This is a genomic window from Psychroserpens sp. AS72, assembly GCF_038900375.1.
GTDB lineage: Bacteria > Bacteroidota > Bacteroidia > Flavobacteriales > Flavobacteriaceae > Psychroserpens.
On sequence record NZ_JBBMRC010000003.1, the window covers coordinates 16,816 to 42,937 of the forward strand.

Consider the following 26,122-nt stretch of genomic DNA (forward strand, 5'->3'; position numbering starts at 1 on the left):
ATGAAACGCATAAAACAATACAAGAAACTTTTTGGAATAGAAAACGAAATCGATTTAAAAATTCTTAAAAAATCGTATCGTAATTTAGTAAAGGAATGGCATCCTGATAAATTTCAAGATGGTCACGAATTACAGGAAGAAGCTGAGATTCAAAGTAGAAGTATTATTGATGGCTACCACTTTTTAGTGAGTATGGCTCCAGAAACGAAAGCAGCAAATTTAGAGGCTTATACAGAAACAATTACAAATGTAGGTATTGATGATTATCAACATAAAGGGATGTTACTAGAAATTACTTTTCTTGATGGATCAACTTATGAATACTTTGGTGTTACTAAACAAGTTTATATCAAGATGGTCAATAGTGGTAAAATCAATCGTTTTGCTAAACGTGCTATTTTCCCAAAATACACGTATAGAAAATCTAAACGTACGCTTGAGGAAGCATAATAGAACTCCTATTAAATTAAAATATAAAAAGCCACAACTACTTGTTATTTGTGGCTTTTTTGTGTTTTATCATTAAAATGAAATAGTATAAAAACGAATATATAATCAATCTAAACGCTTATTGTTTCAAACTACTCAAAAAAAGATTCCCTATTTCTTAGTGTGTTTTATCAAACTACTTTGGCTTTAAATTAACTTTTAAAACCCATTTATTATGAAAAAAACACTACTTATTTTAATAACCTTATTTACTGTTGTAATTGGGTATTCGCAGACCTTTACAGCTCTTGATAATAATAACAATACTTTAGAGTACAATATAACTTCAGCTACTACTGTTGAAGTAAAGGACTATATAACTGGAGGTACTGATATTGATATACCATCTACGGTTGACAATACCGTTAGTACTGTTACTACAACATATACTGTTACTAGTATTGGTGTAAATGCTTTTAGAGAAAATCAATTAACGAGTGTAATGATTCCTAACAGTGTTACAAATATTGGTTTATATGCTTTTTTTATAAATAATTTGACAAGTATAACGATTCCTAACAGTGTTACAAGTATTGGGTTTTATGCTTTTTATTCAAATCTACTTACAACTATAACAATTCCAGATAGTGTTACTACTCTTGGAGCTGGTGCGTTTCAACTTAATCAATTAATAAGTGTTACACTTCCCAGCAGTATCACAAGTATTTCTGCTTTTCTTTTTTCTAATAATCAATTGCAAAGTATTACTATTCCAAACGCTGTTACAAGTATTGGAGATAATGCTTTTACCTCTAATCAACTAACAAATATTACTATTCCAAACGCTGTTACAAGCATAGGCGATTCTGTATTCCGGTATAACCCATTAACTTGTGTTATATCTGAATCTACAACAGCTCCAGCAATAACTACGGGTACTAATGATACGTTTCATATTAGTGGAGATCGTAGTAATATTGATTTATCTATACCATCTGGCACAGCAAGTGCATATGGAGCTGCTCAATGGACAGGTTTTAATAGTGTTGCAGAAGGTCTTACTGACACTTTTGTGGTAGATCATATAACCTATCAAATTAATGCGACTCCAAATAATGAAGTCACTATTACAGATTATAATACAGCAGGTGGTACTGTTGTAGATATACCTGCTACTGTTGTTAGTGGTTGTATCGAATTTAGTGTTACAGATATTGGTGTTGGTGCTTTTTTAAGTAATAGTTTAACTAGTGTTACTTTTACTATTCCAAGTAATGTTACAAGTATTGGTCAAAATGCATTTAAAAGTAACCAATTGTCAATTTTAAATATGCCTAATAGTGTTGTAAGTATTGGTAATAGTGCATTTAATAATAACAATTTGAGTAATGTTACTATTCCTAATAGTGTTGTAAGTATTGGTAATAGTGCTTTTAGCGTTAATGAATTAATTAGTGTATCTATTCCTAATAGTGTTACAAGCTTGGGTAATTTTACTTTTTGGAATAACCTTTTAGAAACCGTAACTATACCTAGTAGTATCGTCAGTATTGGTACTTATGTCTTTGCTGATAATAACTTAACAGATGTTTATTCTCTTGGCACAACGCCTCCAACTATAACTACAGGAGGTTCTACAGATACTTTCGGAGTTGCGGAACGTGGTACTATTCATTTACACATACCATCTGGTACATTAGACATATACGTTACAAATCCAAACCCTAGTGCTGATTGGACAGGTTTTAACCCAGTAACTGAAGATGCAGCATTAAACACACCAGAATTTGAATTAACGAATAGTATAAAAATTATTACAACTGCAGAAGAGCTTAAAATAATCACATCCAATTATGCAACATTAAAAAATTATACGATATACAGTATAACTGGTGCTAAAGTTAAATCAGGCACGGAAAATACTATAGCAATTGATGTTCTATCTAAAGGGATTTATATTTTAGAACTGACTTTTGACACAGGTAAACTCACAAAAAAGTTTGTGAAGTAAAACAGTCTGTTTCATTTTTTAATTAACCGCAATGCTTTTTAATTAAAGTGTTTGCGGTTAGTTTAATTTATAATAATTACTATATATTTCGATAGTATTTCTGAAAAATAGAAATATTGAAAAATAATCATTCAATTTATATGAAAGTCATCAAAACAACTCTTGTTTTTTTAATTCTCTTATTGTCTTTTCCATCACTAAGTTTTTCACAGGAGAAAGTTATAGATAGTTTAAAAAATGTTTTATTAAACCATAAAGAGAATGATACTACCAAGGTTAATTTATTAAACGCACTTTCTTCAAATTATTCTAGTTTTGACTCCAAAAAATCCGAAGAAAAAGCTCAAGAAGCAAATAGTTTAGCAAAGCAACTAAATTACAAAAAAGGTGAGGCAAGAAGTTTTATAAGGTTAAGTATAAATCATCGAAAAAAATCAGAATTGGATGAGGCTGAAGAGGATGCCATAAGTGCACTTAATTTATATGAAGAGATAAACGATCAAGATGGTGTTAACGCGACATACATTAGCTTAGGTATTTTAGCACTTAATAAAAATGATCTAGATAAGGCTTTAGAATATTTTGAAAAAGTTTTGAATTACAGTAAACAAAATGGTGATTTAGAGCAGCAAGCTTCTATGTTAAATAATATAGGAGTCATCTCTCATTCAAAAGGGAATTTGGACGATGCTGTCAATTTCTTTAAACAATCATATGTTATTAGGGAACAATTAGGAAATAAAAAATTAGGCTTAGGTTCTTTGAATAATATAGGTGCTATTTGCCTCAATCAAGGTAAATACACAGAAGCTTTAAAATATTTTAATAAGTGTTTATCTATTCATAGAGAAGACAATAACAAGGATGGAATTGCATTAGCGACTATTAATATGAGTGCAGTTTATTATGAATGGAAGCAGTATGATAAGACACTTAGGTATCTAGAAGAATCATTAGAGCTTAGTAAAGAAATAGAGAATAGGAGTATGATAGCCAGTTGCTTAATTAATATTGGAGCTGTATACGCCGATTTGAAAGAATTTGATAAAGCATTAGACTACATGACAGCGTCTTTGTACATAAGTAAAGAAATTAATGATAAATCAGAATTGAGTGCTGGTAATTTTCAACTAGGAGATTTACGCCTTTCAATGGGTGAGCCTATAATGGCGTTAGAAAATTACAAAACCTGTTTAGAATTAAGTGTATCTAGTGAAGACAAGATTTATACGTGCCATGCACATATTGGTTTAGCACAGACATATGTTGCACTTGAAAATTATTCTAAAGCTCTAGATCATGCTCTAAAAGGAAAACAATTAGCAGATGATTTAGAACTTTTAGCACAGCAAAAATTAGCATCAGGAGTACTAGCAAGCGTTTATGATAAAACAGGTAATTATAAAAAAGCTTTTGAAAGTCATCAACTATTTAAAAAATTAAACGACAGTCTTTTTAATAATGAAAATATTGAAAAAATCACACAATTAGAATACGAATATAAATACAAACAAGCGCTAGACTCAGCAAGTATTAGGGAATTAAAATTAACCAAAACACTAACAGCAACCAACAGCGATTTAGAAAAATCTAAACAGAGTTACTTATGGGCAATTATCGGATTTCTAATGGTTTCAATACTACTAGGAGGCGTTATTTTTTATCAAAAATATACAAATGTAAAATCAAAAGCTCAAAATATAGAAATAGAACAAAAGTTATTGCGATCTCAAATGACGCCACATTTTATTTTTAATTCATTATCTGTATTACAAGGAATGATTTTAAATAAAGAAGATAAAAAATCTGTTTTATACCTTTCTAAATTTTCAAAATTATTACGGATTACTTTGGAAAATTCTAGAGATAAAGTGGTGCCTCTTCATGAAGAATTAACAGCAGTAAATAACTATTTAGAACTTCAGAATTTAGAAGTAAGCCAAACGTATCAATATACAATTTTAGTAGATGAAAATATAGATACTACTGCATTTGAAATTCCTCCAATGCTCATTCAACCCTTTATTGAAAATGCCATAGAACACGGGTTTCAAAATCAAAAAGAAGATAGAAAAATTGATATCCAACTTAAATATTCTAATAAAGATTTAATTTGTACGATTAAAGATAATGGTATTGGTATTAACTTTCAAAAGACGCAAAAAAAGAAACATAAAAGATCATTAGCTACGACAATTACTAATGAACGATTAAAAATAGTATCAAATGAATTTAAAACCAATGGTTCTGTAACCATTGAAAACAGACAAAAATTCAATGAGCAAGGTACCATCGTTACTTTAGTAATTCCTTATAAAAAACATATTGCATAATGAAGGCATTAATTGTAGAAGACAAAGCATACATTAGGAAAGGTTTACTCAATTTATTACAGTTAATAGACACAGATACACAAATCATTGGAGAATGTGAATCTGTAAAAGAAGCTGTAATTATTGCCAATGCTTGTAAACCAGAGTTGATTTTTCTTGATATAAATCTTACAGATGGTACAGGTTTTGATTTTTTAGACCAGACCGAACACCTAAGCTTCAAGGTTATTTTTATAACGGCTTATGAGGAATTCGCTCTACAAGCTTTAAAAATTGGTGCAGTTGATTATTTATTAAAGCCTGTAGATGTAGAAGAGCTTCAAACAGCATTAAAGAAAGTTTATGCATTGCCTATTTCCGAACAAAAAAAACAAATTAATACCGTCAAACAGGTCTGGAAAAATGAAGGGACTCAATTGATATTATCGCTTCATGATAGTTTTCAAGTGATAGATTTAAATGAGTTACTATTTTGTGAAACAGATAAAGGTTATACTACATTTTACTGTAGTGACGGCAAAAAATATATGGTATCAAAAACCTTAAAGGAATTTGAAGAGCAGCTTTCTAATGCTAATTTTACGCGTCCACATCAATCGTTTATGGTGAACTTAAAGTTTATAGATAAATATGATAAGTCTGGACAGATTCATTTAAAAAACGGAAAGAAAATCCCAGTATCTTCAAGGAAAAAAGACACTTTTTTATCCACATTTTTAAACTGGAATAAAAGCTAAAATTCTGTAGTTTTTATTTTTCTGTAATTAACTCTAATATTTACTTTTACGGATAATGCATCAAGTATCGCACTTATTGATTCTTAATGCTCTGAAATAGATTTCCTATTTCTTTCTTCAAATATACCATATACATTTATCTCTCTAATCGATAAAATCATTATATGGACACTATTAAATCAAAATTAGGTAAAGGAGGTTTGTTTCTTGCAGCTTTAGGCATTATGTCAATTGCCCTCTCACTGTTTAATTACAACATTAGATTGCTTTCATGGATAGACATATGGGGAAATGCTATGGGATGGATTATTAGAATTCTCTTAATCGTTGGAGGAGGAGCTCTATTTTTTCTCTTCGGAAATGAAGATGATGAAGCATAATTATAATATCAACTAAAACCAGATTAAAATGAAAACATTAAAACTTATATCAGTACTAGTAATTACCGCAATAATATTATTTTCTTGTGGAGGCAATTCAGCAAAACAACCAGCAACAGCAGATGGTTTTTCAGAAATTCAAAGCCAAATACTAAGTGAATTTGGTGACGATGCTTATTTCACAGATATCAGTATCGTTTATAATCAATCTATTGGCAATATTGTTGGTGTTACTGTAACTCAAGATCCTAGTTCTTTAAAAATGGGACAGTGGAATCAAACACAAGGTGTTTGGCAACAAAACCAAGACATTTCTATTGAAGTACCTGAAGGTTCAAAAGCAGAAGATTTTATGTATCAGTTAAACAATAAAATTAGTCTAATAAAATTGGGAGAGCTTACCGAAAAATCTAGTGTTCAATTAACAGCCGATAAAGACATTGAAAACCCAACCTTAAATATGGCTTTCGTGAAATTTCCAAAAAATGGAGATGTTTCAAAAACCGAATATACAGTACTATTAAAACCAGAACATGGTGGCACTACATTTACATTTCGATATAATCTCAATGGTGAACTTATAAACATGGATTATTAATTTTTAACCTACTATAATAAATAATCTTTTTTAAGCTAAAATTGAATTTTTTCTAATTGACTTAAGTAAGTTTCTCCAACTGGGATTTTTTCACCGTTAATTACGACCCAATTTTTTCCTTTACTAGAGACTTGATCTATTCTAATTATATAAGACCGATGAACTCTTAAATATTCTAAGGCATCAGGAGTAGTGGCTATAAAATCGCCAATTTTACAACGAATAGTATACGTTTTTTTGGTAGTAGAAATATCTAAATAATTGCCTTGAGATTTTATATGTAGAATATCATGACTTGGGATTTTAAAATCTTCACCATTAGATCTAAAATTATAAAATTGTTCTTTTCGTTTCAAACGTTTAATAGTTAATCTAATTAGTTCTCTAATAATATCCTTATTGTATGTTAGCACACGTATTTTAAAAAACAGATATACTAATCCTGCAAATAATAGAGTACAAAGGCTATAAAACCACCAGCTTTTCCAAAAAGGTGGTCGGATTTTAAAATTGTAATTAATTTGATTATCACTTAGGCTATGTATCAATGATGCTTTAGCTTCAAAAGTGTAATTACCAGGTGACAAAGACGGAAAACTAATTTTTCTATTTCTTGTACTCGTCCAATGACTATCTATTTCTTTTAAACGATACAAGTAATTTATATTATTTGTGTTTTTATGTGATATTGCTTGAAGCGTAAAGTCTATATTATTTTGATTATATTTTAACTTGATATTATCTTTATCTATGAATACATTGTTTACAGATACGTCTTTTAATGTTAATGATAAGATTTTTGAAGCCTCCTTTTCTAATATTACCTCCTTTTTAAAATAACACAAACCTTTCTTTGTGGCCACCCAAACAGTATCGTTAATAATTTCAACATCATCAATATCGTTACTTAGTAAGCCATCTGCTTTAGTAATAGTTGTAATGCTATAGGTGTTATTAGTTTTAAAAGCAATTCTATTTAACCCTGAATTTGTACAAGCCCAAACAATAGAATCGTTTTCAATATGTACCTCACTTACAATATCGTTAGTGAGTCCTTTTTCCTTATTTATGCTATAAATAGAATCTCCATACACAACAACTCCAGAACCTTGAGTTGCTATATAAACAGTATTTGTATTGTGATTAACATCAAGATCGTCTATTCTTGATTTTAGAATATCTACGGGTTGATAAGGTTTAATAATACTATCTTTTTGTATGAATAATCCAGATGAAGTTCCAATTAAAACATCGTTTTTATACATACAAACATCCTGTACTTTTTGATTTAGAGAAAACAGCGTAATACTGTCATTTTCAATTGTACTAAATCCGTGGGTAATTGACCTTAATAATGGCTTACCAATGTGCTCAGGAAACTTTCTAACATAAGTATATAATGTGTGTTTTTGTTTTGCAAACTTCATAAGTTTGTCTTCACTATATCCATACAAAACATTATGAACGTTGTCAAATTCAACTAAAGCATGACTTGTGTTTTGTGCTTTATACAGTGTGTCTCTTCTCTTTTGTGTAATACGTATAATATTACCGTTATAAAAGCCTGCATATAGAACGTTGTTGTCATTTTTAACTATAGAAGTTACATGTTGTTCTGTGTACACTTTCAAATTTGGATTTTTTACGTAAAACACATCATCATCTAAAGTGCTAAACCAATAGCTTCCCTCAGTATCTATTAAGAAATTAGTTACCGTTTTTTTTGGTAGAAACCGTTCAATGATTTCTCCCGATACATCTCTAATTTCTGCACCATTGTTATAATAACCAACAAAGAATAAATGATCATTAATTCGTTTTATACCAACAGGACTCTTGTGTGCATTATAATAACGTGTTTCTCCATTTTTTGATAAAACACCCAATTCTTTGTCAATAAAAATGGATTCATTATCGTTTAGTATGGCAAGCTCAAGCCTAGAATCTATAATGTATTCAGGATTAATAAATAAGACATCTTCTGTTGATTTATAGTCACTACATATTGAAAATAACACACCATTTTTAGTTTGAATACCTAGATTTACATCTTTATTTCCTGTTGGTGTGTCTGAAATTAAGTTCAGATCATATTGTCTTATAAGTTGGCCTTCTTTAGTGATTTCAATTAAACCACATAACCCATAACCACCAATAAATAATGTCTGTTTTTCATCAACAACAATACTTTTTAAAATAGTACTTGGATTTAGTTGTTGTTTCAAGATATCATTATGTTCATATGTTTTAAATCCGTCAAACACATCATCAAAATAAAAAAGACTTTGGCTGTGATAACCATAAGCCCAAACCTGTCCGTTTTCTTGAGGATAAAAATCTAATATCGTATTGTCTAACAAACCATCTTTTGTAGTGAAGTTTTCAAATTCATAACCATTAAATCTTGACAATCCTTTATCTGTAGCAAACCAAATATAACCTTCTTTGTCTTGGTAAATATCATAGACTTCAGAGCTTGGCAAACCATCATCAACACCAAAATGTTTGTAAATAGGTGCTTGGGAAAAGCTCATTTGAAAACTTAAAAATAAAATAAAAATGGAATAGCGAAATATCAATTCGGTTGTTTTAAACAAATGTAATATTATTTAAAATAGGCTTTACATACTGTGTATTGTGTTTGTCACTATTTTAGGTGTATTCGTCACAATTGCAAGTATATCAGTCATTTTAAGCGTATCGAAATTGATTTTAGAATTAATAAATAGTAATAAATTTTTTGTCACTTTTTTGTGTGGTGTTCATCACAAAGGTGTTTTAAAGCGATGTTTATTTATACTCTAATTAATAGATTCGGAACTAATTAAAAAATATTACGAATTTAAATCCAAATTTAATTATGAAAAAACAACTACTTATTTTAATGACTCTATTAATTACTATAATAGGGTATTCGCAAACCATTGGAGATACCTTTGTTGACAATTTTATAACCTATCAAGTTACTTCTATAGCACCTGATACTGTTGAAGCTATAGACTACAATATTGCTGGAGGTTCAGTGGTTAATGTACCAGCTTCAGTTTCTTATAGTACTGTAGCGTTTGATGTTACTAATATTGGCATTGCTGCTTTTCTTCAAAAAGGATTGACTAGTGTTGAAATTTCTAATAGTGTTACTAGTATTGAATCTGCCGCTTTTTTCGGTAATTTGAATTTAACAAGTGTGACATTGCAAAATGGAATCGTGAGTATTGGAAATAATGCTTTTAGTGATTGTGATTTAACAAATTTAATTATTCCTAGTACCGTTACTAATATTGGACATTTTGCTTTTAACAACAATAATCAATTAACCTGTATAGTTTCTGAAGCAACGACACCACCAATTATTATTCCTGATGATTCTTTTGGAAACCATACCAATATTGATTTATCCATACCAACAGGTACAACAAGTGCATACGCTACTGCACAATGGACAGGTTTTAATAGTGTTGCTGCAGGACTCACAGGTGTTTTTGAAGTTGATAATATAACGTATCAAATTAATGCTACTCCAAATAGCGAAGTTACAATAACGAATTATAACACAGCTGGAGGAACTGATGTTGATATACCTCCAACTGTTACTAGTGCTTGTACTGAATATAGTGTTGTAAGTATTGGTAATAGTGCTTTTTTTAATAGTGGGATTACAAGTGTAACAATCCCTAATAGTGTGCTTGCCATAGGTGATACTGCTTTTGTGTCTACTAATTTACAGACTGTTACAATTCCTGACAGTGTTCTTACTATTGGTATTGGTGCTTTTGCAGGCATTAACTATCTAAATAGTGTAGTATTAGGCAACAATGTTACAAATATAGAAGCTGCTGCTTTTCGTTATGCTCCTTTGACAATTATCACTATACCAAATAGTGTAACAAATATTGGTACTAATGCTTTTAGTGATAATCCATTATTAACAGATGTATATTCTGAAAATACAACACCTCCAACCATTACAGATGATACTTTTACTAGTTTCGCTAATCGTAGTAATATTCATTTACACATACCACCAGGTACTTTGGATGTATATGTTACAAATCCAAATCCTGGTGCTGATTGGACAGGTTTCAACCCAGTCACACTTGATGCTACTTTAAGTACTTCAAATTTCGAATTTGCAAATGACATAATTGTAGTTTCTAATCCAAATGCATTAAAAGTAATCTCATCTGATAGTGTTAGATTAGAAAATTATGCCATTTATAGTATTACAGGAGCAAAAGTCGCTACAGGTGCTGAAAGTGAAATTTCTACATCGTTTTTGGCTAATGGCATCTATGTTTTAAAGCTAAATTTTGATAAAGGTACATTTATCAAAAGGTTTGTAAAATAAATCACAAACGAATATAAAATCAATCCTAGCACTTATCTTCTAAAACCCTTCAAAAAATGATTCCCTATTTTTTGAAGGGTTTTTTAAAGTTACTTTAGTTTTTGAATAGTTAGTGTTATTTATAGATAACTAATAATATCATGAAAATCTCACATTTTAAAACAGTACTTCATATAAGAATTAATAACACTTTTACTATAGTTATTTTGCTAATGGGATTTTGTTTTTCGTCCTACGCTCAAGTAGGTATCAACACCACGAATCCCAATGCTACATTAGATGTTAGATCTTCAAATCAAGTGTTACCTGCACAAAATGACGGACTTTTAATCCCAAAAATTGATAATTTTCCTAGTGTTAATCCAACAGCAGCTCAAAACGGAATGCTGGTTTTTGTAACAGCTGATAATACTTTTTACTATTGGAAAAACAGCACAACTTCATGGATTCCACTTGAGGCAGGTGGAAATATCAATCGTATAGATGATCTGTTTGATGGAAAAAGTGATTTTGATGGTTCAGATAATGGTTCGTCTGTATTTTTAGGTATAAATGCAGGTGCTAATGATGACGAATCCAATAATAGAAATGTTGGTCTTGGTTTTGAAGCTTTATCATCAAACACAACAGGAGAGTATAATGTTGCATTGGGTTATCAATCTTTATTTGCTAATACTACAGGTATTGCTAATGTGGCTAACGGATATCAATCATTACATTCTAACGTAATAGGTAATTATAATTTGGCAATTGGTCATCGCACTTTAGCATCTAGTACCACTGGTTCTCATAATATAGCTGTTGGTAGTTTTTCTTTACTCTCAAATACAATAGGAGGTGGTAATCTAGCAATGGGTTATGCTGCTTTACAACACAACACTACAGGTGATCTTAATATAGCAACTGGCTTTTTATCTTTAAACGCTAATACTACAGGTAATGCTAATATTGCTAACGGTTCAGAATCATTATCATCAAACACAACTGGGTTTCATAATTTAGCAATAGGACATCGTTCTTTATGGTCTAATACTACAGGTGAAGGTAATATAGCAATTGGCGTTAATTCTTTAAGAGATAATACAACTGGTATTTATAATATAGCAACAGGATCTGCTTCTTTACATAACAACACAACTGGTAATTACAATATAGCAGTGGGTCAATCTTCTTTACATAATAATACAACTGGTGATAATAATATAGCTAATGGTTATCATTCTTTATATAATAATACAACAGGTGATAACAATAAAGCAGAAGGTTATCAATCTTTGCGAAATAATACAACAGGAACTAATAACATAGCATCGGGTTATTTCTCTCTTCGATCTAACACCACAGGCTCTAATAATATTGCTAATGGAAATCAATCTTTGCAAACTAATACAACAGGTGAAAATAATATAGCCAATGGTTTTTTCTCTTTATTCGGAAATTCTACGGGTAGTAATAATATTGCAAACGGAAATCAAGCCTTGCGATTTAACTCCACAGGTAGTAATAATATAGGAAATGGTGATAACGCTTTACGCGCTAATTCAACAGGTTCTCATAATATTGCAAATGGCTATCAATCATTATATTCTAATACAACAGGTAGTAATAATATAGCAAATGGAGATAGATCTTTACGTACAAATTCCACAGGCAATTATAATATAGCAACTGGCTCTCAACCTTTATACTCTAATGTAAGTGGTAGTTATAATATTGCGCATGGCTTTGAACCTTTGTTTAATAATATCTCAGGTTGGAGTAATATAGCAATAGGGTTTAAAACTTTACATGCAAATACCACTGGTACTAACAATATAGCATATGGGCTTTCATCCTTAATCAGGAATACCACAGGAAGTAATAATATAGCTATTGGTTCTCAATCTTTACAATACAATACAGTAGGTAGTAATAATGTGGCAATTGGTTATCAAGCAGGTTCTAATGAAGTAGGAGATAATAAATTATATATAGAAAACACATGGAATAATGCTGACAGTGCTTTAATCTACGGTGAATTTGATAATGACATCATTAGATTTAATGGAACAATAGAGGTTGGTATTGTAGGGAATTCAAATCATTTAGAAATTGCAAATTTAGGAAGTGATAATTTAGGTATAAACGGAAATGTAATCCCATTTTCAGGATCTGCTTCAGGTTTTGATTTAGGGAATAATAATGCCACAGAACATTGGGATGATATTGTTGGAAATAGTCTTATAACTTTTTCAGATAGAAGCATAAAAAATAATATTAAATCACTTCAATATGGTCTTTCTCAGATTATGAATCTCAAACCTGTTACCTATCAATACAACAAAGAAATAAGTCCAAATGATAGAACAAGAATAGGTTTAATTGCACAAGATGTAGAAAAGGTAATACCAGAAGTTGTCATTACAGAAGATGTTGATTTTAATACAGTAACAGGGAAAATAATTCGTAAAAAGTCAGATTTAAAAGCCATGGCTTATATAGAATTAGTACCTGTTTTAATCAAAGCAATTCAAGAACTACAAGCACTTATTACTAAACAACAGGATGAAATAAATAGGCAGAATCCTAACATAGAAACCCAAAACACAAAAATTAAACTATTAGAAACACAACTTAAAAAGCAACAAATGGAAATTGAAGCTATTAAAGAGCTTTTAAAAAAGTCTTAAAATTTCAAAAGCTAGATTTGATTTTTGATGTCGGTTGGAGTACCTAGGAAATTTGCCAGCAAACTAAAATATTAAAAACCAAAACATATATACCAATGGAAAAATTAATCACAATTAAAAGCGAGTACAATTCTTTAGATTTACTCAATACCTATTTAAAAAGAGCTGCTTCTTTTGAGTGTTCTAAAGAATATGATAGTTGGGACGTTAGAACAAATGCTGATGGTCAAATGGAACAATGCGTTGTCATTAAAAAAAATGCGCTTCATGGCATGAAAGTTCATTTTGAAAACAAAAACACTTTAAAAATGACTTACATTATTCCAAACAAAATGATGAATGCCTATTTAGGTAAAAGCCAAAAAAGATATCAAAATATATTAGAAATAGTAACCAATAAAATAAAAGACGCACTACTAAAACCAGCTCAAAATAAAGCTTTCGAAGAGATGGAACGTGTGTTTTATAAAATTTCGGCTTAATAAAAACGAAGTAATAATTAAAGTAAAATAATTCAAAAAAAAAGAAAATTATGAGAAAAATTGCTAGTATTTTAATGATGTTATTCATGGTTTGCTCATGTAGCTCAAATGATAACGAAACCACAGAAAGTGACAATTTTTATGCCTTAACAGAAGGGAATTTTTGGGAATATAAATATTATGTCAAGGACAACACAACAAATATTTTCGAAGCGACGACTGTAACAGAAACGGTTAATATTACCCATACTGCTGAGATAGAAGGAAATATTTACTATAACTTTAAGCATATCGTAGCAGGTAACGATGGTATTACAGTGTTACCTCAAAATGGTGAACATAACTTTATGTTAAGAGACTCTTTAGGTTATTTAATAGATCAGATGGGTAAAATTAATTATTCGAATAATAATTATGATGAGCATTTTGTAAGTCATATTGATGACATTAGTTTTAATTCATATAATTTAAAATTATCAAATGATGAAGATGTAGTTACATTAGAAAATTTAGGTGATTTTTATTGTTTAGACAATCATTATTTTATACGTGATGTCAATGGTAATCAACTAAATTCTATAGATCATATTTATAGAGAAGATGGAAAAGGAGAAATTTTGAGCACACTATCATATGCGTCACAGAGTGCACATTTCGCAGAAAAACGTCTAGAAGCATATACAATTCAGTAATATTGACGGTTTAAGTCTTTAAATATCATTTAAGTACCAAATTGAATCTTAAGAATTGTTCCAGATTCAATTTGGTTTTTAATAATTAATTTAAGTTCCATAAATTACAGAGTCAAAAAAATAGCCACAATGATAACGTATCAAATAGAACATGATTTGTCTCCAATAGAGTTTAAAGATTTACTTATAAAATCTACACTTGGAGAACGACGACCAGTAGATGATTCTGACAGAATCAAAGCCATGGTAGAAAACGCTAACTTAATTATTACAGCAAGAGATGGTCATAAACTTGTTGGTGTTTCAAGATCTGTAACAGATGTTGTCTACTGCACATATCTTTCAGATTTAGCCGTAGATGAAGTGTACCAAAAAAGAGGAATAGGTAAAGAACTCATTAGATTAACAAAAAAAGAAACACCAAAAGCTACGCTTATTTTATTAGCTGCTCCCAAAGCAGAAGCTTATTATCCGCATATTGGTATGACTAAAATTGATGTTTGCTTTTTATTAAGAGAGTTAAACGATTTAGTCTAATACATTTGTAGATTGGCTCTTCGGAAATTCGCTAACTATAGGTCCTTGAGCGTTAATTTAACACTGAAATAATGCGTATATTAAAACGAATTCTAAACTATTTAATTTGGACACTAATTGCATTCCTTTTTGCCATTGGCTATATGCTAATTATTTTAGGAGGAAAACCAGAAATTGAAAGTGTTTTTCAAATTTTTATTGATGCATTATATATGTATGCATTTATTCATATTGGATCAATTATAGGAAGTTTTATAGCATTAACCTTTATCTTAATAGATGTGTTCTACTTGCATAAAAAACTAGAACATAAAGCAAATGCATGGCGAATTCGCCTATTAGTAATTTTAGCTATAACTATTGTTACAGGATTAATACATTATATATTAGAAAAAGTCATTGATGTTATTTAATGATACAATTTGAAAAATTAAACCAACAAACAAAATGAAGAACCTACTTATAATTTTCGTACTAGCATCTTTATCCTATACAAATAAAGAGACTACACCTAAAAAAGAAGCTGTTTCAATCTTTAACTCAGAAATTGAAAAGCACATAGAAAATGACAATTGTGAAATTAGTCGTATGGAATTCAAAATGAATACTGATAAACTAAAATCAGCTTTATTCAAAGGCACTTTAAATGGAACAACTAAAATATCATTGTATTTAAAAGAACAGGAAAGTGCATGTGGAGGTTCAACATTTTTTTATAGCATGTACAAATATGATAAACAAGACAAATGGATATTATTGGATGTCACTACAGACAGACAAAAAAAGAACTATTGCATGGTTGAAGATAATTTTTCAGGAGCTTTGTTTTTAGAGTACAATGATAATCAGTTTAACGGCTTTTGGATAAGTCCAAGTACCAAAAAACAATTTAAAATCATATTAGAAGATCAATTATTAGACATTAAGTTTGCAAAAGATCATACAATTATTGAAAACTTAAACGAGATTCTTTTTGATGATTTATTGTATAATAAGAATGATTGTTAACTATAAATTTTTATCATATTTAATTTTTGCAAACAATTAAAATAGTAGTCAATATTAAAGATGAGAAAATATCTAATCGTAGTAATTATTCTAATCATTACTGGATGTAGTGACGGTTTTAATTATGAAACTAATGCAATTTACAGCGCAGAAGCATCAAATCTTACTGTTAACCTAAAAGCATCTGGATTCATTCTTCATGGTCATGATCTAGATGATGATGGTATAGTTAATGGTTACATTACAAGCACAAAGTTTACAGATACTTTATTTATTAAAGCTACTGAATATAAATTATTTGTACAATCAAACAAAACCGATACAATTACATCTAGAGCCAATAAAGGTATCAAGCAATACCTAGATGAAATACACTATAAAAATTATAACACTCAGGAACTTTCAGAATTAGAAGATGTCATTAAAGCAACAGCTTATGGTCCAAAAGGGACTTACATGAAAGGTCAAACCAAACTCATAAACGTGTTGCGTGTAGATTTTAATACATATTAGTATTAAAGTAATGTTGACATAAAAGTTTTATTATTCAAACAAAAAAAAGGCTATTCTATAACTTCTCCTTTTTTCTCAACAACAAAAACGCCCCAATCTGCAATAGATTTAATTAGCGGAATTAACGTTTTTCCCAAATCGGTTAACGAATATTCTACTTTTAAAGGTGGCTTAGAAGTATATACTTTTCTTTTAACGATGCCATCTTCTTCCAGAGTTTTTAATTGTAAGCTTAAGGTACGCTCTGTAACGGTAGGCATTTCTTTTCTCAATTCATTGTATCGAAGTGTGCCATCTATTAAATGATATAATATGACCGTCTTCCATTTCCCTCCAATGATTCCCATAGTTAAACTTGCGCAACATGGGTATTCTTTTCCTTTATATTGATACATCATACAGTTAAAAAATTATAGTATTCATAGCTTCTGTGAATGCAAAGATATAATACTATACTAAATTATACAACTATATTTTTTATAGTAAATTAATATAAATTTATTCAACTGTTTATCAGTATTTTATATAATTTTTTTATACTATCCTTTTTGACCGTTATTGTGAGAGTTAATTACTATACATACTTTTGTCACTATAAAAATGATAGTATAATAAATACAACATAAAATAATATAATAATGAATACACCAAACATTGCCAAAGAAGACATATTAAACGCATTCAATTTTAGACATGCAACAAAAGAATTTGATGCCACTAAAACACTTTCTGATGAAGAGATTAATTTCATCTTAAAAACAGCAAACCTATCACCAAGTTCATTTGGGTTTGAACCTTGGCATTTTATAGTAGTACAAGACAAAGAATTACGTGAGTTATTAAAACCAGTAGCTTGGGGAGCACCATTAAAATTAGATACTGCTAGTCATTTTGTATTAGGTTTAAGTATGAAAGCTCCAATGGTAAAGTGGGATTCAGATTATATATCAACCATGCTCAAAGATGTTAAACAATTACCAGCAGACGTGATTGAGATGTTTTCTAAATTTTACAGAGAGTTTCAAGAACGTGATTTTAATTTAGATACAGACAAAAAATTATTTGATTGGTCTTCAAAACAAACCTATATCGCCTTAGGTAATATGATGACAGCTGCTGCATTAACAGGAATAGATAGTTGTCCGATAGAAGGCTTTCATCAAGAAAAAGCAGAAGCGTTATTAAGAGAGAAATTTGGAGTTGATACAGATAAGTATGGTTTATCATTTATGGTGGCTTTCGGACATAGAAAAGCAGATCCAGAATTCGGAAAATCAAGACGTAATTTTGAGGATATAGTAACTTGGAAGTAATTCGAAATAATTAAAATTCGAGCCAACTGAAATCATGAATAGCAATAATCTTTGTCATTCAGAACGAAGTGAAGAATCTTTTAAGTTAAGAGATTTCTCGATCTCTCAGAATGACAAAATTAAGAACATTCAATCTCAAAAACATAAAAAATGAAAGCAATAGGATATAAAGAAAACCTTCCAATTGAAGATGTTAATTCATTACAAGACATAGAATTAAGCACACCAAAAGCTACTGAGAAAGATATTCTAGTAGAAATTAAAGCCATTTCTGTAAACCCAGCAGATTATAAAGTACGTGCAGGAATGCCAGTAGAAGGTGACGATTGGAAAGTTATTGGTTGGGATGCTACCGGAATAGTAAAAGAAGTTGGAGAGGATGTCTCTTTATTTAAAATTGGTGACGAAGTTTGGTATGCTGGAGATTTTACACGTCAAGGAAGTTATGCACAATACCAAGTTGTAGACGAACGTATTGTTGGTAAAAAACCATCAAGTTTATCTTTTGCTGAAGCTGCTGCATTGCCATTAACATCGCTTACAGCTTATGAACTATTGTTTGATAGATTACAAGTTGCTAAAAATGATGCTAGCAAATCCATTTTAGTTATTGGTGCTGCTGGAGGTGTAGGTTCTATATTGGTACAATTAGCTAAAAAGCTAACAAAACTAAATATTATTGGTACGGCTTCTCGCGAAGAAACTACAAAATGGTTAAAAGATTTGGGTGCAGATTCGGTTATTAACCACAGACATAAATTAAGTGAAGAATTAGAGAAATACAATCTTGCTGCACCAGATTACGTAGTCAGTTTAAACGGAACAGAGCAACATGCAGATGAAATTGCTAAACTCATAAAGCCACAAGGTAAATTTGGGTTTATTGACGATCCAAAATCGTTTAACGTGATGCCATTTAAAGCAAAAGCAGTATCAACACATATCGAGTTTATGTTTACACGTTCTATGTTTCAAACGGAAGATATGATTGAACAACACAACATTTTGAACGAAGTCTCTACTTTAATAGACAACGAAACGATTAAAACTACTTTAGGTGAGAACTTCGGAAATATTAATGCTGAAAACCTTCGCAAAGCACATGCATTCTTAGAAACAGGAAAAGCAAAAGGTAAAATAGTTTTAGAAGGATTTTAATATGAAAAATATGAAATTTAAATCGATTATTGCAGCATTAAGTATAACAATATTATTTGTTAGTCATACAGTAAATGCACAAGTAACGACCATAGATTCTGTAGCAACTTCAAAAGTGCAACATTTTGATTTTGATAAAATGGAATCAGAAACTATAGGTGAAGGCATCAAACGTAAATGGTTTCATGGTGAAAAAGGACAAATGACCATTTTCAATTTAGAAAAAGAAGCACATATTCCTTGGCACCAGCATCCAAACGAACAAATTACCTATATCATGTCTGGTAAAGTAAAAATCAAAACTATTATTGATGGTAAAGAAACTATTGTAATTGTTGGAGCAGGAGAAGTTATTGTGTTTCCAGAAAATGTACCTCATGAATTTTGGACTCTAGAAGACACAGTAGATTTAGATGTGCATGTTCCTGTTCGTCAAGATTGGTTATCTAAAGAACTTCCAGAGTATTTAAAAAAAGGCAAGTAAAATGAAAAACAAGTATTTCTTATTAATTTTAATCACATCAGTGATGTCCATACAAGCACAAACCACAATAACTGAAGTAGAAGTTTTTACAACTACAAATCAAGCTGTTGGTAATATTACATTTACTAATTCTGGAGATTTAGTATACAGTCATCATCCATTTTTCTCTCCAGAAAACAGAGTTATGATTATGGATGCTCAAACCAAAGAAAGTAAACCATTTCCCAATAAAGCGTGGAATACACCAAGAGCTACCGACGATAATTATCTAAGTAATGTTTTAGGTATTAGAAACGATAAAAACGGAATTGTTTGGATGCTAGATATGGCACAACGCGATAATGTAACGCCTAAAATAGTGGGTTGGAACACAAAAACCAATCAGCTAGAACGTATTTATTATTTACCTAAATCTTCAGTGCCAAAGCATGCACAACCTAATGATATGGTAGTGGATACTAAAAATGGTTATTTTATAATTGCAGATGAAGGTATTGGAAATGGAGGCGATGGTACCAATGCTGCGTTTATTATTGTAGATATGAAAACAGGTAAAACACGTCGATTATTAGAAGGCACGCATACAACATTACCAGAAAACACACCAACGGTTATAAACGAAAAACATTTAGCAGTAAATGGCACGGATTTATTAGTCGGAAATGATGGAATTACTGCTGATGCTAATTTTGAATACATTTATTATGGTCCGTTAAACGGAACTAAAATCTACAGAATTAAAACGTTAGATTTAGTAAATGAAGCATTAACAGAAGAAGCATTTGATCGTAAAATCGAAACCTATTCCGAAAAGCCAAACAATGGAGGGATGAGTATCGATACAGCTGGTAATATTTATCTAACCGCTTTAGAAACCAATAGTGTCGCTGTAGTTTTAGCAAAAGATAGAAGTGTAAAAACCATGGTGAAAGATGCTAATATGGTTTGGCCAGATGGCGTAAGTTATAATCATGTAGATGGTTATATGTACGTTTCCGCAGCACAAGTAAACAAAGGTGCTGTTTTTAATGATGGCAAAGATTTATCTACAAAACCATTTTATATTTTCAGGTTTAAACCTATTGTAGAAGGCGTTTCTTTTAGATAATTTAAGTGTTGATTAATAACCCTAATTATTGATTAATAGCAGGAAGAAGCCACTAATTTAAAGTGGCTTTTTCTATTTAAAATGAGTAAAATGAAAAATTTCGAAAACATAAACAAAGCATATAACAGTGTTTTTATACAAAACGAACTAAGTATTGGAGTGGTAGTGCCTATCGAAAATTATTCGAATAGTAGCATTCCAACCATGCAAGATCATTTAAAACGTGTAAAACAAGTGGAAGCATTAGGTTTTAAATCGATTTGGATTAGAGATATTCCGTTTCATGTACCAAATTTTGGTGATGCTGGTCAAACTTTCGATCCCTTTACTTATTTAGGATTTCTTGCTGGTCAAACTACGGAAATAGCTTTAGGTATTTCTAGTATTGCATTACCGTTACATCATCCGCTAAACGTGGTAAAATCGGCAACAACAATCGATCAATTATCCGGTGGAAGATTGTTGTTAGGTGTGGCTTCTGGTGATCGCTATGATGAATATCCAGCTATGGGAATCGATTATGATAATAGAGGCGAATTGTTTAGAGAAGCTTTTGAATATATAAGAAAAGTGCAATCTAATTTTCCGACTTTTAAAACGAATAACTACGGAAATTTACAAGGAAACATAGATATGTTACCAAAACCAACAGCACATAAAATCCCATTGTTGATGACAGGAAGTAGCAGACAATCTTTAAAATGGAATGCTACCAATGCTGATGGTTGGATGAATTATCCAAGAGATTTATATTCCCAAAATAACACGATTAGACAGTATAGAGAATTAATAGCAGCAACTCAAGAATTTGATAAACCATTCATGCAACCTATGTATATCGATTTGCACGAGAATGATAATTTTAAACCAGAACCTATTCATTTAGGATTTAGATTAGGAATTAATTATTTAATCGATTATACTGAAAAGTTAAGAAGCATTGGAGTTAATCATTTAGCATTAAATTTAAGATTCAATACAAGAAACATAGATGCTACATTAGAGCGAATAGCAGAAAAGGTATTACCAGAATTTCATTTAAAGACACAAAATAAATAAGAAAATGTAAGTTCGTGCATAGTCGAGAACAAAAGACCTTTCGACTGCGCTCAAGGTGACATTAGAATAAAACAAATAAATAAATCATGACTAAAACAATAATAATCACAGGAAGTACAGACGGCATAGGGAAACTAACCGCTTTAAAATTAGCTAAACAAGGACATACAATTTATATACATGGTAGAAGTGAAGCTAAAGTTTCTAAAGTAGTTTCAGAAATCAAAGAAGCGTCAAACAATCAAAACATAAAAGGCTTAGTAGCAGATTTTTCAGATTTAGAAGCCGTTTCAAAATTAGCAGAGCAAATAAAAAATGACATTCCTAAAATTGATATACTAATTAATAACGCAGGAATTTTCAAAACGAAAGACATTCAAAATAAAAACGGATTAGACATCAGGATGGTGGTGAATTATTTAGCACCTTATGTATTGACAACTGCTATTCTTCCAAATATTAAAATTTCCGTAGCACCAAGAATTATCAACTTGAGTTCTGCAGCACAAGCACCAGTTATAGAAGCTATTTTAATAGGGAAGGAGCAAGATTCAGCAAATAGTACATATGCACAAAGTAAGTTAGCGCTAACGATGTGGAGTTTTAATTTAGCTAAACAAGAACCAAAAATTACGGTTATTGCTGTAAATCCTGGTTCGTTATTAAATACAAAAATGGCTAATGAAGCTTATGGACAGCATTGGTCTCCAGCAGAAAAAGGAGTAGACGTATTAGTGGATTTAGCATTGTCTGAAGACTATAAAAACGATTCTGGAAAGTATTTTGACAACGATAAAGGTGATCCAAAAGGTTATTTTTCACAAGCTCATCCAGATGCTTATGATGATTTAAAAATCAAAAATCTAGTGAGTATGACCAATGATTTATTAAACCACTAAACATTATATCTCAACATTTATTTAAATAATTCTTCATATTTAGTATCTTATAAAATGTCATAAAAAGAAACCTTTTTTTAGTCGAAAATTTATACAAAAAATAAAATTACTTTGGAGATAAAGAAGTAGTTTTGCGTTTTTTTTAAATTGAAAATTTCAGAATAAATGGATAACCTAATTACATTCTCAATCACAGTATTTACGGCCTTTTTTGCTATAACTAACCCTATATCAAACATGACTGTATTTTTATCTTTAACACAAGGTGCAGATAAGAAAACTAAGCATGATATAAATAAACGTTCTAATCTTATTGCGTTTATTATAGTTACCGTTTTTGTGCTCTTAGGAAAATATATTTTCGAATTATTTAATATTAGTATTCCAGCCTTTAAAATTACAGGTGGAATTTTAATCTTTTTTATTGGATTTGATATGCTTCAGTCTAAACAGTCTAATGTAAAAACTCTAGATAACGTTCATATTGATGAAAATATAGCGGTTTCACCTTTAGCAATACCTATTTTAGCAGGACCAGGTACTATTGTTACTGCAATGAATTTTGTTTCTAATGTTGAAACTATTCATATCATTTTGGTAATTCTTATATTTGGTTTAATGAGTTTATTAACGTATTTCACTTTTAGATTAAGTGATCTAATTGTTAAAATAGTTGGACATAACGTGATTTCTGTAATTGGAAAAATCATGGGATTAATAATAGCCATTATTGGTACAGGTATGATTATACAAGGGATTAAGATTTCTTTTAATTTAATATCTTAATGTCTTATCTGCTAAATTAATGTGAAAATTAATCTAACTAGTAAATACTCAACACGCTCATTTATTTTCATTTGGACTCGTAAATATGAAAAAAACACTAGTTTTATTTTCACACCCTAGATTTGAAAAATCTAGAGTAAATCTTTCTTTAATTAATCATATTAAAGATAAAAAACACGTAACTGTTCATGATCTTTATGAACAATATCCAGATTTTAATATAGATGTCAATGCCGAAAAAAAATTACTAAATGAGCATGATATTATCATTTGGCATCACCCTTTTTATTGGTATAGTTGTCCGCCATTAATGAAACAATGGCTTGACATGGTTCTTGAATTTAATTGGGCCTATGGTCCTGAAGGCAAGGCTTTACAAAACAAGGTTTGCTTAAATGTGATTACAACAGGTGGCTCTAAAGAAGTCTACTGTTCAGAAGGTTATAACAGTTTTACAATCAGACAGTTTTTGAGACCTTTTGAACAAACAGCAATTTTGTGTGGTATGAATTATTATCCACCGTTTGCTGTAATGGGAACACATAATCTTTCTGATGACGCATTACATGATTATAAAATTAACTACGGAAATGTTATAGATTTACTACAAGCAGATCTTAAGATTAATAGCAATGAAAGCACCTCTTTTTTGAATGATATTCCGCAACTTAAAACTTTATAAACTATGACTGGAAGTATACTTTTTGAAGCCATAGTTTTTTTAGCAGGAGCAATTATATGTGTCTCAATAGCAAAACGATTGGGCTTAAGTTCTGTAATTGGTTATTTACTAGCAGGTGTTTTAATTGGACCTTATGTTTTAGGTTTTATAGGTGAAGAAGGAGAAGATATTTTACATTTTGCAGAGTTTGGTGTCGTTGTAATGCTATTTTTAATTGGACTAGAAATTGAACCAAAAAATTTCTGGAACATGAGAAAAACCATAGTTGGTATGGGAGGAATTCAAGTAGGAGGAACCATGCTGCTCTCCTATATTATGTTCGCTGCTTTAGGTTTCGATTGGAAAGTTGCCCTAGTCATTTCTATGGCTGTAGCGCTTTCATCAACAGCAATTGCATTGCAAACCATAAAAGAAAAAGGATTGATGAATACCACATTTGGAACCTCTTCATTTTCCATCTTGCTGTTTCAAGATATCATCGTGATTTTCATGTTGGGTTTTATTCCGTTATTAGCTAATTCAGAGCATAACACATCCTCAGGAAATCATAGCGAGCATGCTAATTTATTAGAAAGCCTTCCAATGGGTCTTCAAACTTTAGCCATTATTTTATCAGTAGTATTAATTATTGTTGCAGGACGTTATTTAATAGTACCAATGCTAAGAAAAGTTGCAAAAACTGGTGTCAGAGAATTGCTTATTGCAGCAGCTTTGTTAATTGTCTTCGGAATTTCATTATTAATGGAATTTGTAGGCATTAGTCCTGCTTTAGGAGCCTTTTTAGGAGGAGTTGTACTTTCAAATAGCGAATTTAAACACGAATTAGAAAGTACTCTAGAACCCTTCAAAAATCTACTATTAGGATTATTCTTCATGGCAGTAGGAGCTTCAATAAACTTTATTGTTATTGCAAATAGTCCGTTGACAATTGGAGGAATTTTAATAGCAATTATCGTTTTAAAAGCCTTGGTTTTATTTATAACTGGTCACATATTTAAACTTAAATTAGATCAAAAGTTGTTACTCACTTTCAGTTTAGCACAAGTAGGAGAATTTGCATTTGTCTTGTTATCTTTTGCTTTCGGACTTAATATTTTGTCACAAGATGAAATGGATATGATGCTTGTAATTACAGCACTTAGTATGTCGTTAACTCCAATTTTGGGTATCATTAATGACCGATGTATTCTTCCTAATATTGGTACAAAAGAGTCTATAAAACGACCTATGGATCACATCGCGAAATCTCAAAAAATCATACTCGTTGGTTTTGGGCATTTTGGAAGTACTATCGGACGATTTTTACGTTCTCATGGAATTGAAGCGACGATTTTAGATCATGATTCAAATCGTGTTGATTTTCTTCGGAAAATGGGCTTTGAAGTTTATTATGGAGATGCTACTAGATTAGATCTATTAGAATCTGCTGGAATTGCGGAAGCTAAAATTGTTATTTGTGCCACTAATAAAATTAGTGTTTCAAAAGCGATTAGTAAAATAGTGAAAGAAAAATATCCTCATATAGAATTAATGATTCGTACTAAAAACAGATATGATGCTTATGAATTATTGAATCTTGGACATCAAAATATCTATAGAGAATCTTTAGAAACGTCATTAACTTTAGCAAAGGATGTGTTAAGCAAACTGGGCTTTAGAAAATATACTTTAAATAGACAAGTCCAAAACTTTATCAAATATGATGAAGATAGTTTAAGACGATTAGCCACAGAGCCAGAAAGAAAGGACGATTACATTTTTAAAGCTAAAAAAGAGCTCGAACAACAAGAGAAATTCTTAAACGAAGATTTTAAAAGAGGTATTGTAGACTATGATAATCATTGGGATAGTGAGCAAATTAGAAAAGCTTTAGAGAAAACAAATGACCAATAAGTT

Annotated in this window: 25 protein-coding genes; 23 read left to right on the plus strand and 2 right to left on the minus strand. The window is 30.5% G+C overall.

Annotation, left to right across the window (positions count from 1 at the left end):
• The 6 genes from WNY78_RS06275 (at position 1) to WNY78_RS06300 (ending at position 6,488) form a co-directional block, all read left to right on the plus strand.
• On the plus strand, positions 1-450 hold the full coding sequence (locus tag WNY78_RS06275; protein WP_321226310.1) for a KTSC domain-containing protein: 450 nt from the start codon (positions 1-3) through the stop codon (positions 448-450).
• A gap of 214 nt (positions 451-664) precedes the next feature.
• Positions 665-2,440: a leucine-rich repeat domain-containing protein gene (locus WNY78_RS06280; protein ID WP_342872343.1), complete on the plus strand. Its 1,776-nt coding sequence runs from the start codon at positions 665-667 to the stop codon at positions 2,438-2,440.
• Between the two features lie 116 nt (positions 2,441-2,556).
• Entirely contained in the window at positions 2,557-4,773 is a 2,217-nt protein-coding gene (locus WNY78_RS06285) for a tetratricopeptide repeat protein (protein WP_342872344.1), read from the plus strand.
• Positions 4,773-5,510, plus strand: a complete 738-nt coding sequence (locus tag WNY78_RS06290) for a LytTR family DNA-binding domain-containing protein (RefSeq protein WP_342872345.1) — start codon at positions 4,773-4,775, stop codon at positions 5,508-5,510. Before WNY78_RS06285 ends, WNY78_RS06290 begins: the two co-directional genes overlap by 1 nt.
• A 164-nt stretch (positions 5,511-5,674) precedes the next feature.
• On the plus strand, positions 5,675-5,890 hold the full coding sequence (locus WNY78_RS06295) for a hypothetical protein (protein ID WP_342872346.1): 216 nt from the start codon (positions 5,675-5,677) through the stop codon (positions 5,888-5,890).
• Between the two features lie 28 nt (positions 5,891-5,918).
• Positions 5,919-6,488 (plus strand): hypothetical protein, encoded by a 570-nt coding sequence (locus WNY78_RS06300; protein WP_342872347.1) that lies wholly within the window; start codon positions 5,919-5,921, stop codon positions 6,486-6,488.
• Positions 6,489-6,523: 35 nt separating this feature from the next.
• Here WNY78_RS06300 and WNY78_RS06305 read toward each other — a convergent pair whose 3' ends face one another.
• A complete protein-coding gene (locus WNY78_RS06305; RefSeq protein WP_342872348.1) occupies positions 6,524-9,022 on the minus strand; it encodes a LytTR family transcriptional regulator DNA-binding domain-containing protein in 2,499 nt (832 codons plus the stop codon).
• Positions 9,023-9,348: 326 nt separating this feature from the next.
• Between WNY78_RS06305 and WNY78_RS06310 the strand changes: the two genes are divergently transcribed.
• The 8 genes from WNY78_RS06310 (at position 9,349) to WNY78_RS06345 (ending at position 16,737) form a co-directional block, all read left to right on the plus strand.
• A complete protein-coding gene (locus WNY78_RS06310; RefSeq protein ID WP_342872349.1) occupies positions 9,349-10,836 on the plus strand; it encodes a leucine-rich repeat domain-containing protein in 1,488 nt (495 codons plus the stop codon).
• 140 nt (positions 10,837-10,976) lie between these two features.
• On the plus strand, positions 10,977-13,505 hold the full coding sequence (locus tag WNY78_RS06315) for a tail fiber domain-containing protein (protein WP_342872350.1): 2,529 nt from the start codon (positions 10,977-10,979) through the stop codon (positions 13,503-13,505).
• 95 nt (positions 13,506-13,600) lie between these two features.
• Positions 13,601-13,987, plus strand: a complete 387-nt coding sequence (locus tag WNY78_RS06320) for a hypothetical protein (RefSeq protein WP_342872351.1) — start codon at positions 13,601-13,603, stop codon at positions 13,985-13,987.
• Between the two features lie 50 nt (positions 13,988-14,037).
• Complete coding sequence (locus WNY78_RS06325) at positions 14,038-14,679, plus strand: hypothetical protein (RefSeq protein ID WP_342872352.1); 642 nt, start codon at positions 14,038-14,040, stop codon at positions 14,677-14,679.
• Positions 14,680-14,808: 129 nt separating this feature from the next.
• Entirely contained in the window at positions 14,809-15,216 is a 408-nt protein-coding gene (locus WNY78_RS06330) for a GNAT family N-acetyltransferase (protein ID WP_342872353.1), read from the plus strand.
• Between the two features lie 71 nt (positions 15,217-15,287).
• The gene (locus tag WNY78_RS06335) at positions 15,288-15,629 is read left to right on the plus strand and encodes a hypothetical protein (RefSeq protein WP_342872354.1); all 342 of its coding nucleotides are present in this window, start codon (positions 15,288-15,290) and stop codon (positions 15,627-15,629) included.
• 34 nt (positions 15,630-15,663) lie between these two features.
• The gene (locus WNY78_RS06340; protein ID WP_342872355.1) at positions 15,664-16,224 is read left to right on the plus strand and encodes a hypothetical protein; all 561 of its coding nucleotides are present in this window, start codon (positions 15,664-15,666) and stop codon (positions 16,222-16,224) included.
• Positions 16,225-16,284: 60 nt separating this feature from the next.
• The gene (locus tag WNY78_RS06345) at positions 16,285-16,737 is read left to right on the plus strand and encodes a hypothetical protein (RefSeq protein ID WP_342872356.1); all 453 of its coding nucleotides are present in this window, start codon (positions 16,285-16,287) and stop codon (positions 16,735-16,737) included.
• 50 nt (positions 16,738-16,787) lie between these two features.
• On the opposite strand, the gene WNY78_RS06350 is transcribed toward WNY78_RS06345, so the two are convergent.
• On the minus strand, positions 16,788-17,132 hold the full coding sequence (locus tag WNY78_RS06350) for a helix-turn-helix domain-containing protein (protein ID WP_342872831.1): 345 nt from the start codon (positions 17,130-17,132) through the stop codon (positions 16,788-16,790).
• Between the two features lie 243 nt (positions 17,133-17,375).
• Here WNY78_RS06350 and WNY78_RS06355 point away from each other — a divergent pair, with 243 nt between their 5' ends.
• The 9 genes from WNY78_RS06355 (at position 17,376) to WNY78_RS06395 (ending at position 26,119) form a co-directional block, all read left to right on the plus strand.
• Entirely contained in the window at positions 17,376-18,050 is a 675-nt protein-coding gene (locus tag WNY78_RS06355) for an NAD(P)H-dependent oxidoreductase (protein WP_342872357.1), read from the plus strand.
• A 150-nt stretch (positions 18,051-18,200) separates the two neighbouring features.
• On the plus strand, positions 18,201-19,208 hold the full coding sequence (locus tag WNY78_RS06360) for a zinc-binding alcohol dehydrogenase family protein (RefSeq protein ID WP_342872358.1): 1,008 nt from the start codon (positions 18,201-18,203) through the stop codon (positions 19,206-19,208).
• 10 nt (positions 19,209-19,218) lie between these two features.
• The gene (locus WNY78_RS06365) at positions 19,219-19,692 is read left to right on the plus strand and encodes a cupin domain-containing protein (protein WP_342872359.1); all 474 of its coding nucleotides are present in this window, start codon (positions 19,219-19,221) and stop codon (positions 19,690-19,692) included.
• Position 19,693: 1 nt separating this feature from the next.
• Positions 19,694-20,800 (plus strand): L-dopachrome tautomerase-related protein, encoded by a 1,107-nt coding sequence (locus tag WNY78_RS06370; protein WP_342872360.1) that lies wholly within the window; start codon positions 19,694-19,696, stop codon positions 20,798-20,800.
• A 90-nt stretch (positions 20,801-20,890) separates the two neighbouring features.
• Positions 20,891-21,859 carry an LLM class oxidoreductase gene (locus WNY78_RS06375; protein ID WP_342872361.1) on the plus strand — a complete coding sequence of 323 codons (969 nt, stop codon included), beginning with the start codon at positions 20,891-20,893 and terminating at the stop codon, positions 21,857-21,859.
• Between the two features lie 86 nt (positions 21,860-21,945).
• On the plus strand, positions 21,946-22,758 hold the full coding sequence (locus WNY78_RS06380) for an SDR family NAD(P)-dependent oxidoreductase (protein ID WP_342872362.1): 813 nt from the start codon (positions 21,946-21,948) through the stop codon (positions 22,756-22,758).
• 165 nt (positions 22,759-22,923) lie between these two features.
• The gene (locus WNY78_RS06385; protein WP_342872363.1) at positions 22,924-23,544 is read left to right on the plus strand and encodes a MarC family protein; all 621 of its coding nucleotides are present in this window, start codon (positions 22,924-22,926) and stop codon (positions 23,542-23,544) included.
• An 85-nt stretch (positions 23,545-23,629) separates the two neighbouring features.
• The gene (locus WNY78_RS06390) at positions 23,630-24,226 is read left to right on the plus strand and encodes an NAD(P)H-dependent oxidoreductase (RefSeq protein WP_342872364.1); all 597 of its coding nucleotides are present in this window, start codon (positions 23,630-23,632) and stop codon (positions 24,224-24,226) included.
• 3 nt (positions 24,227-24,229) lie between these two features.
• Entirely contained in the window at positions 24,230-26,119 is a 1,890-nt protein-coding gene (locus WNY78_RS06395) for a monovalent cation:proton antiporter-2 (CPA2) family protein (protein ID WP_342872365.1), read from the plus strand.
• Positions 26,120-26,122: the final 3 nt, after the last annotated feature.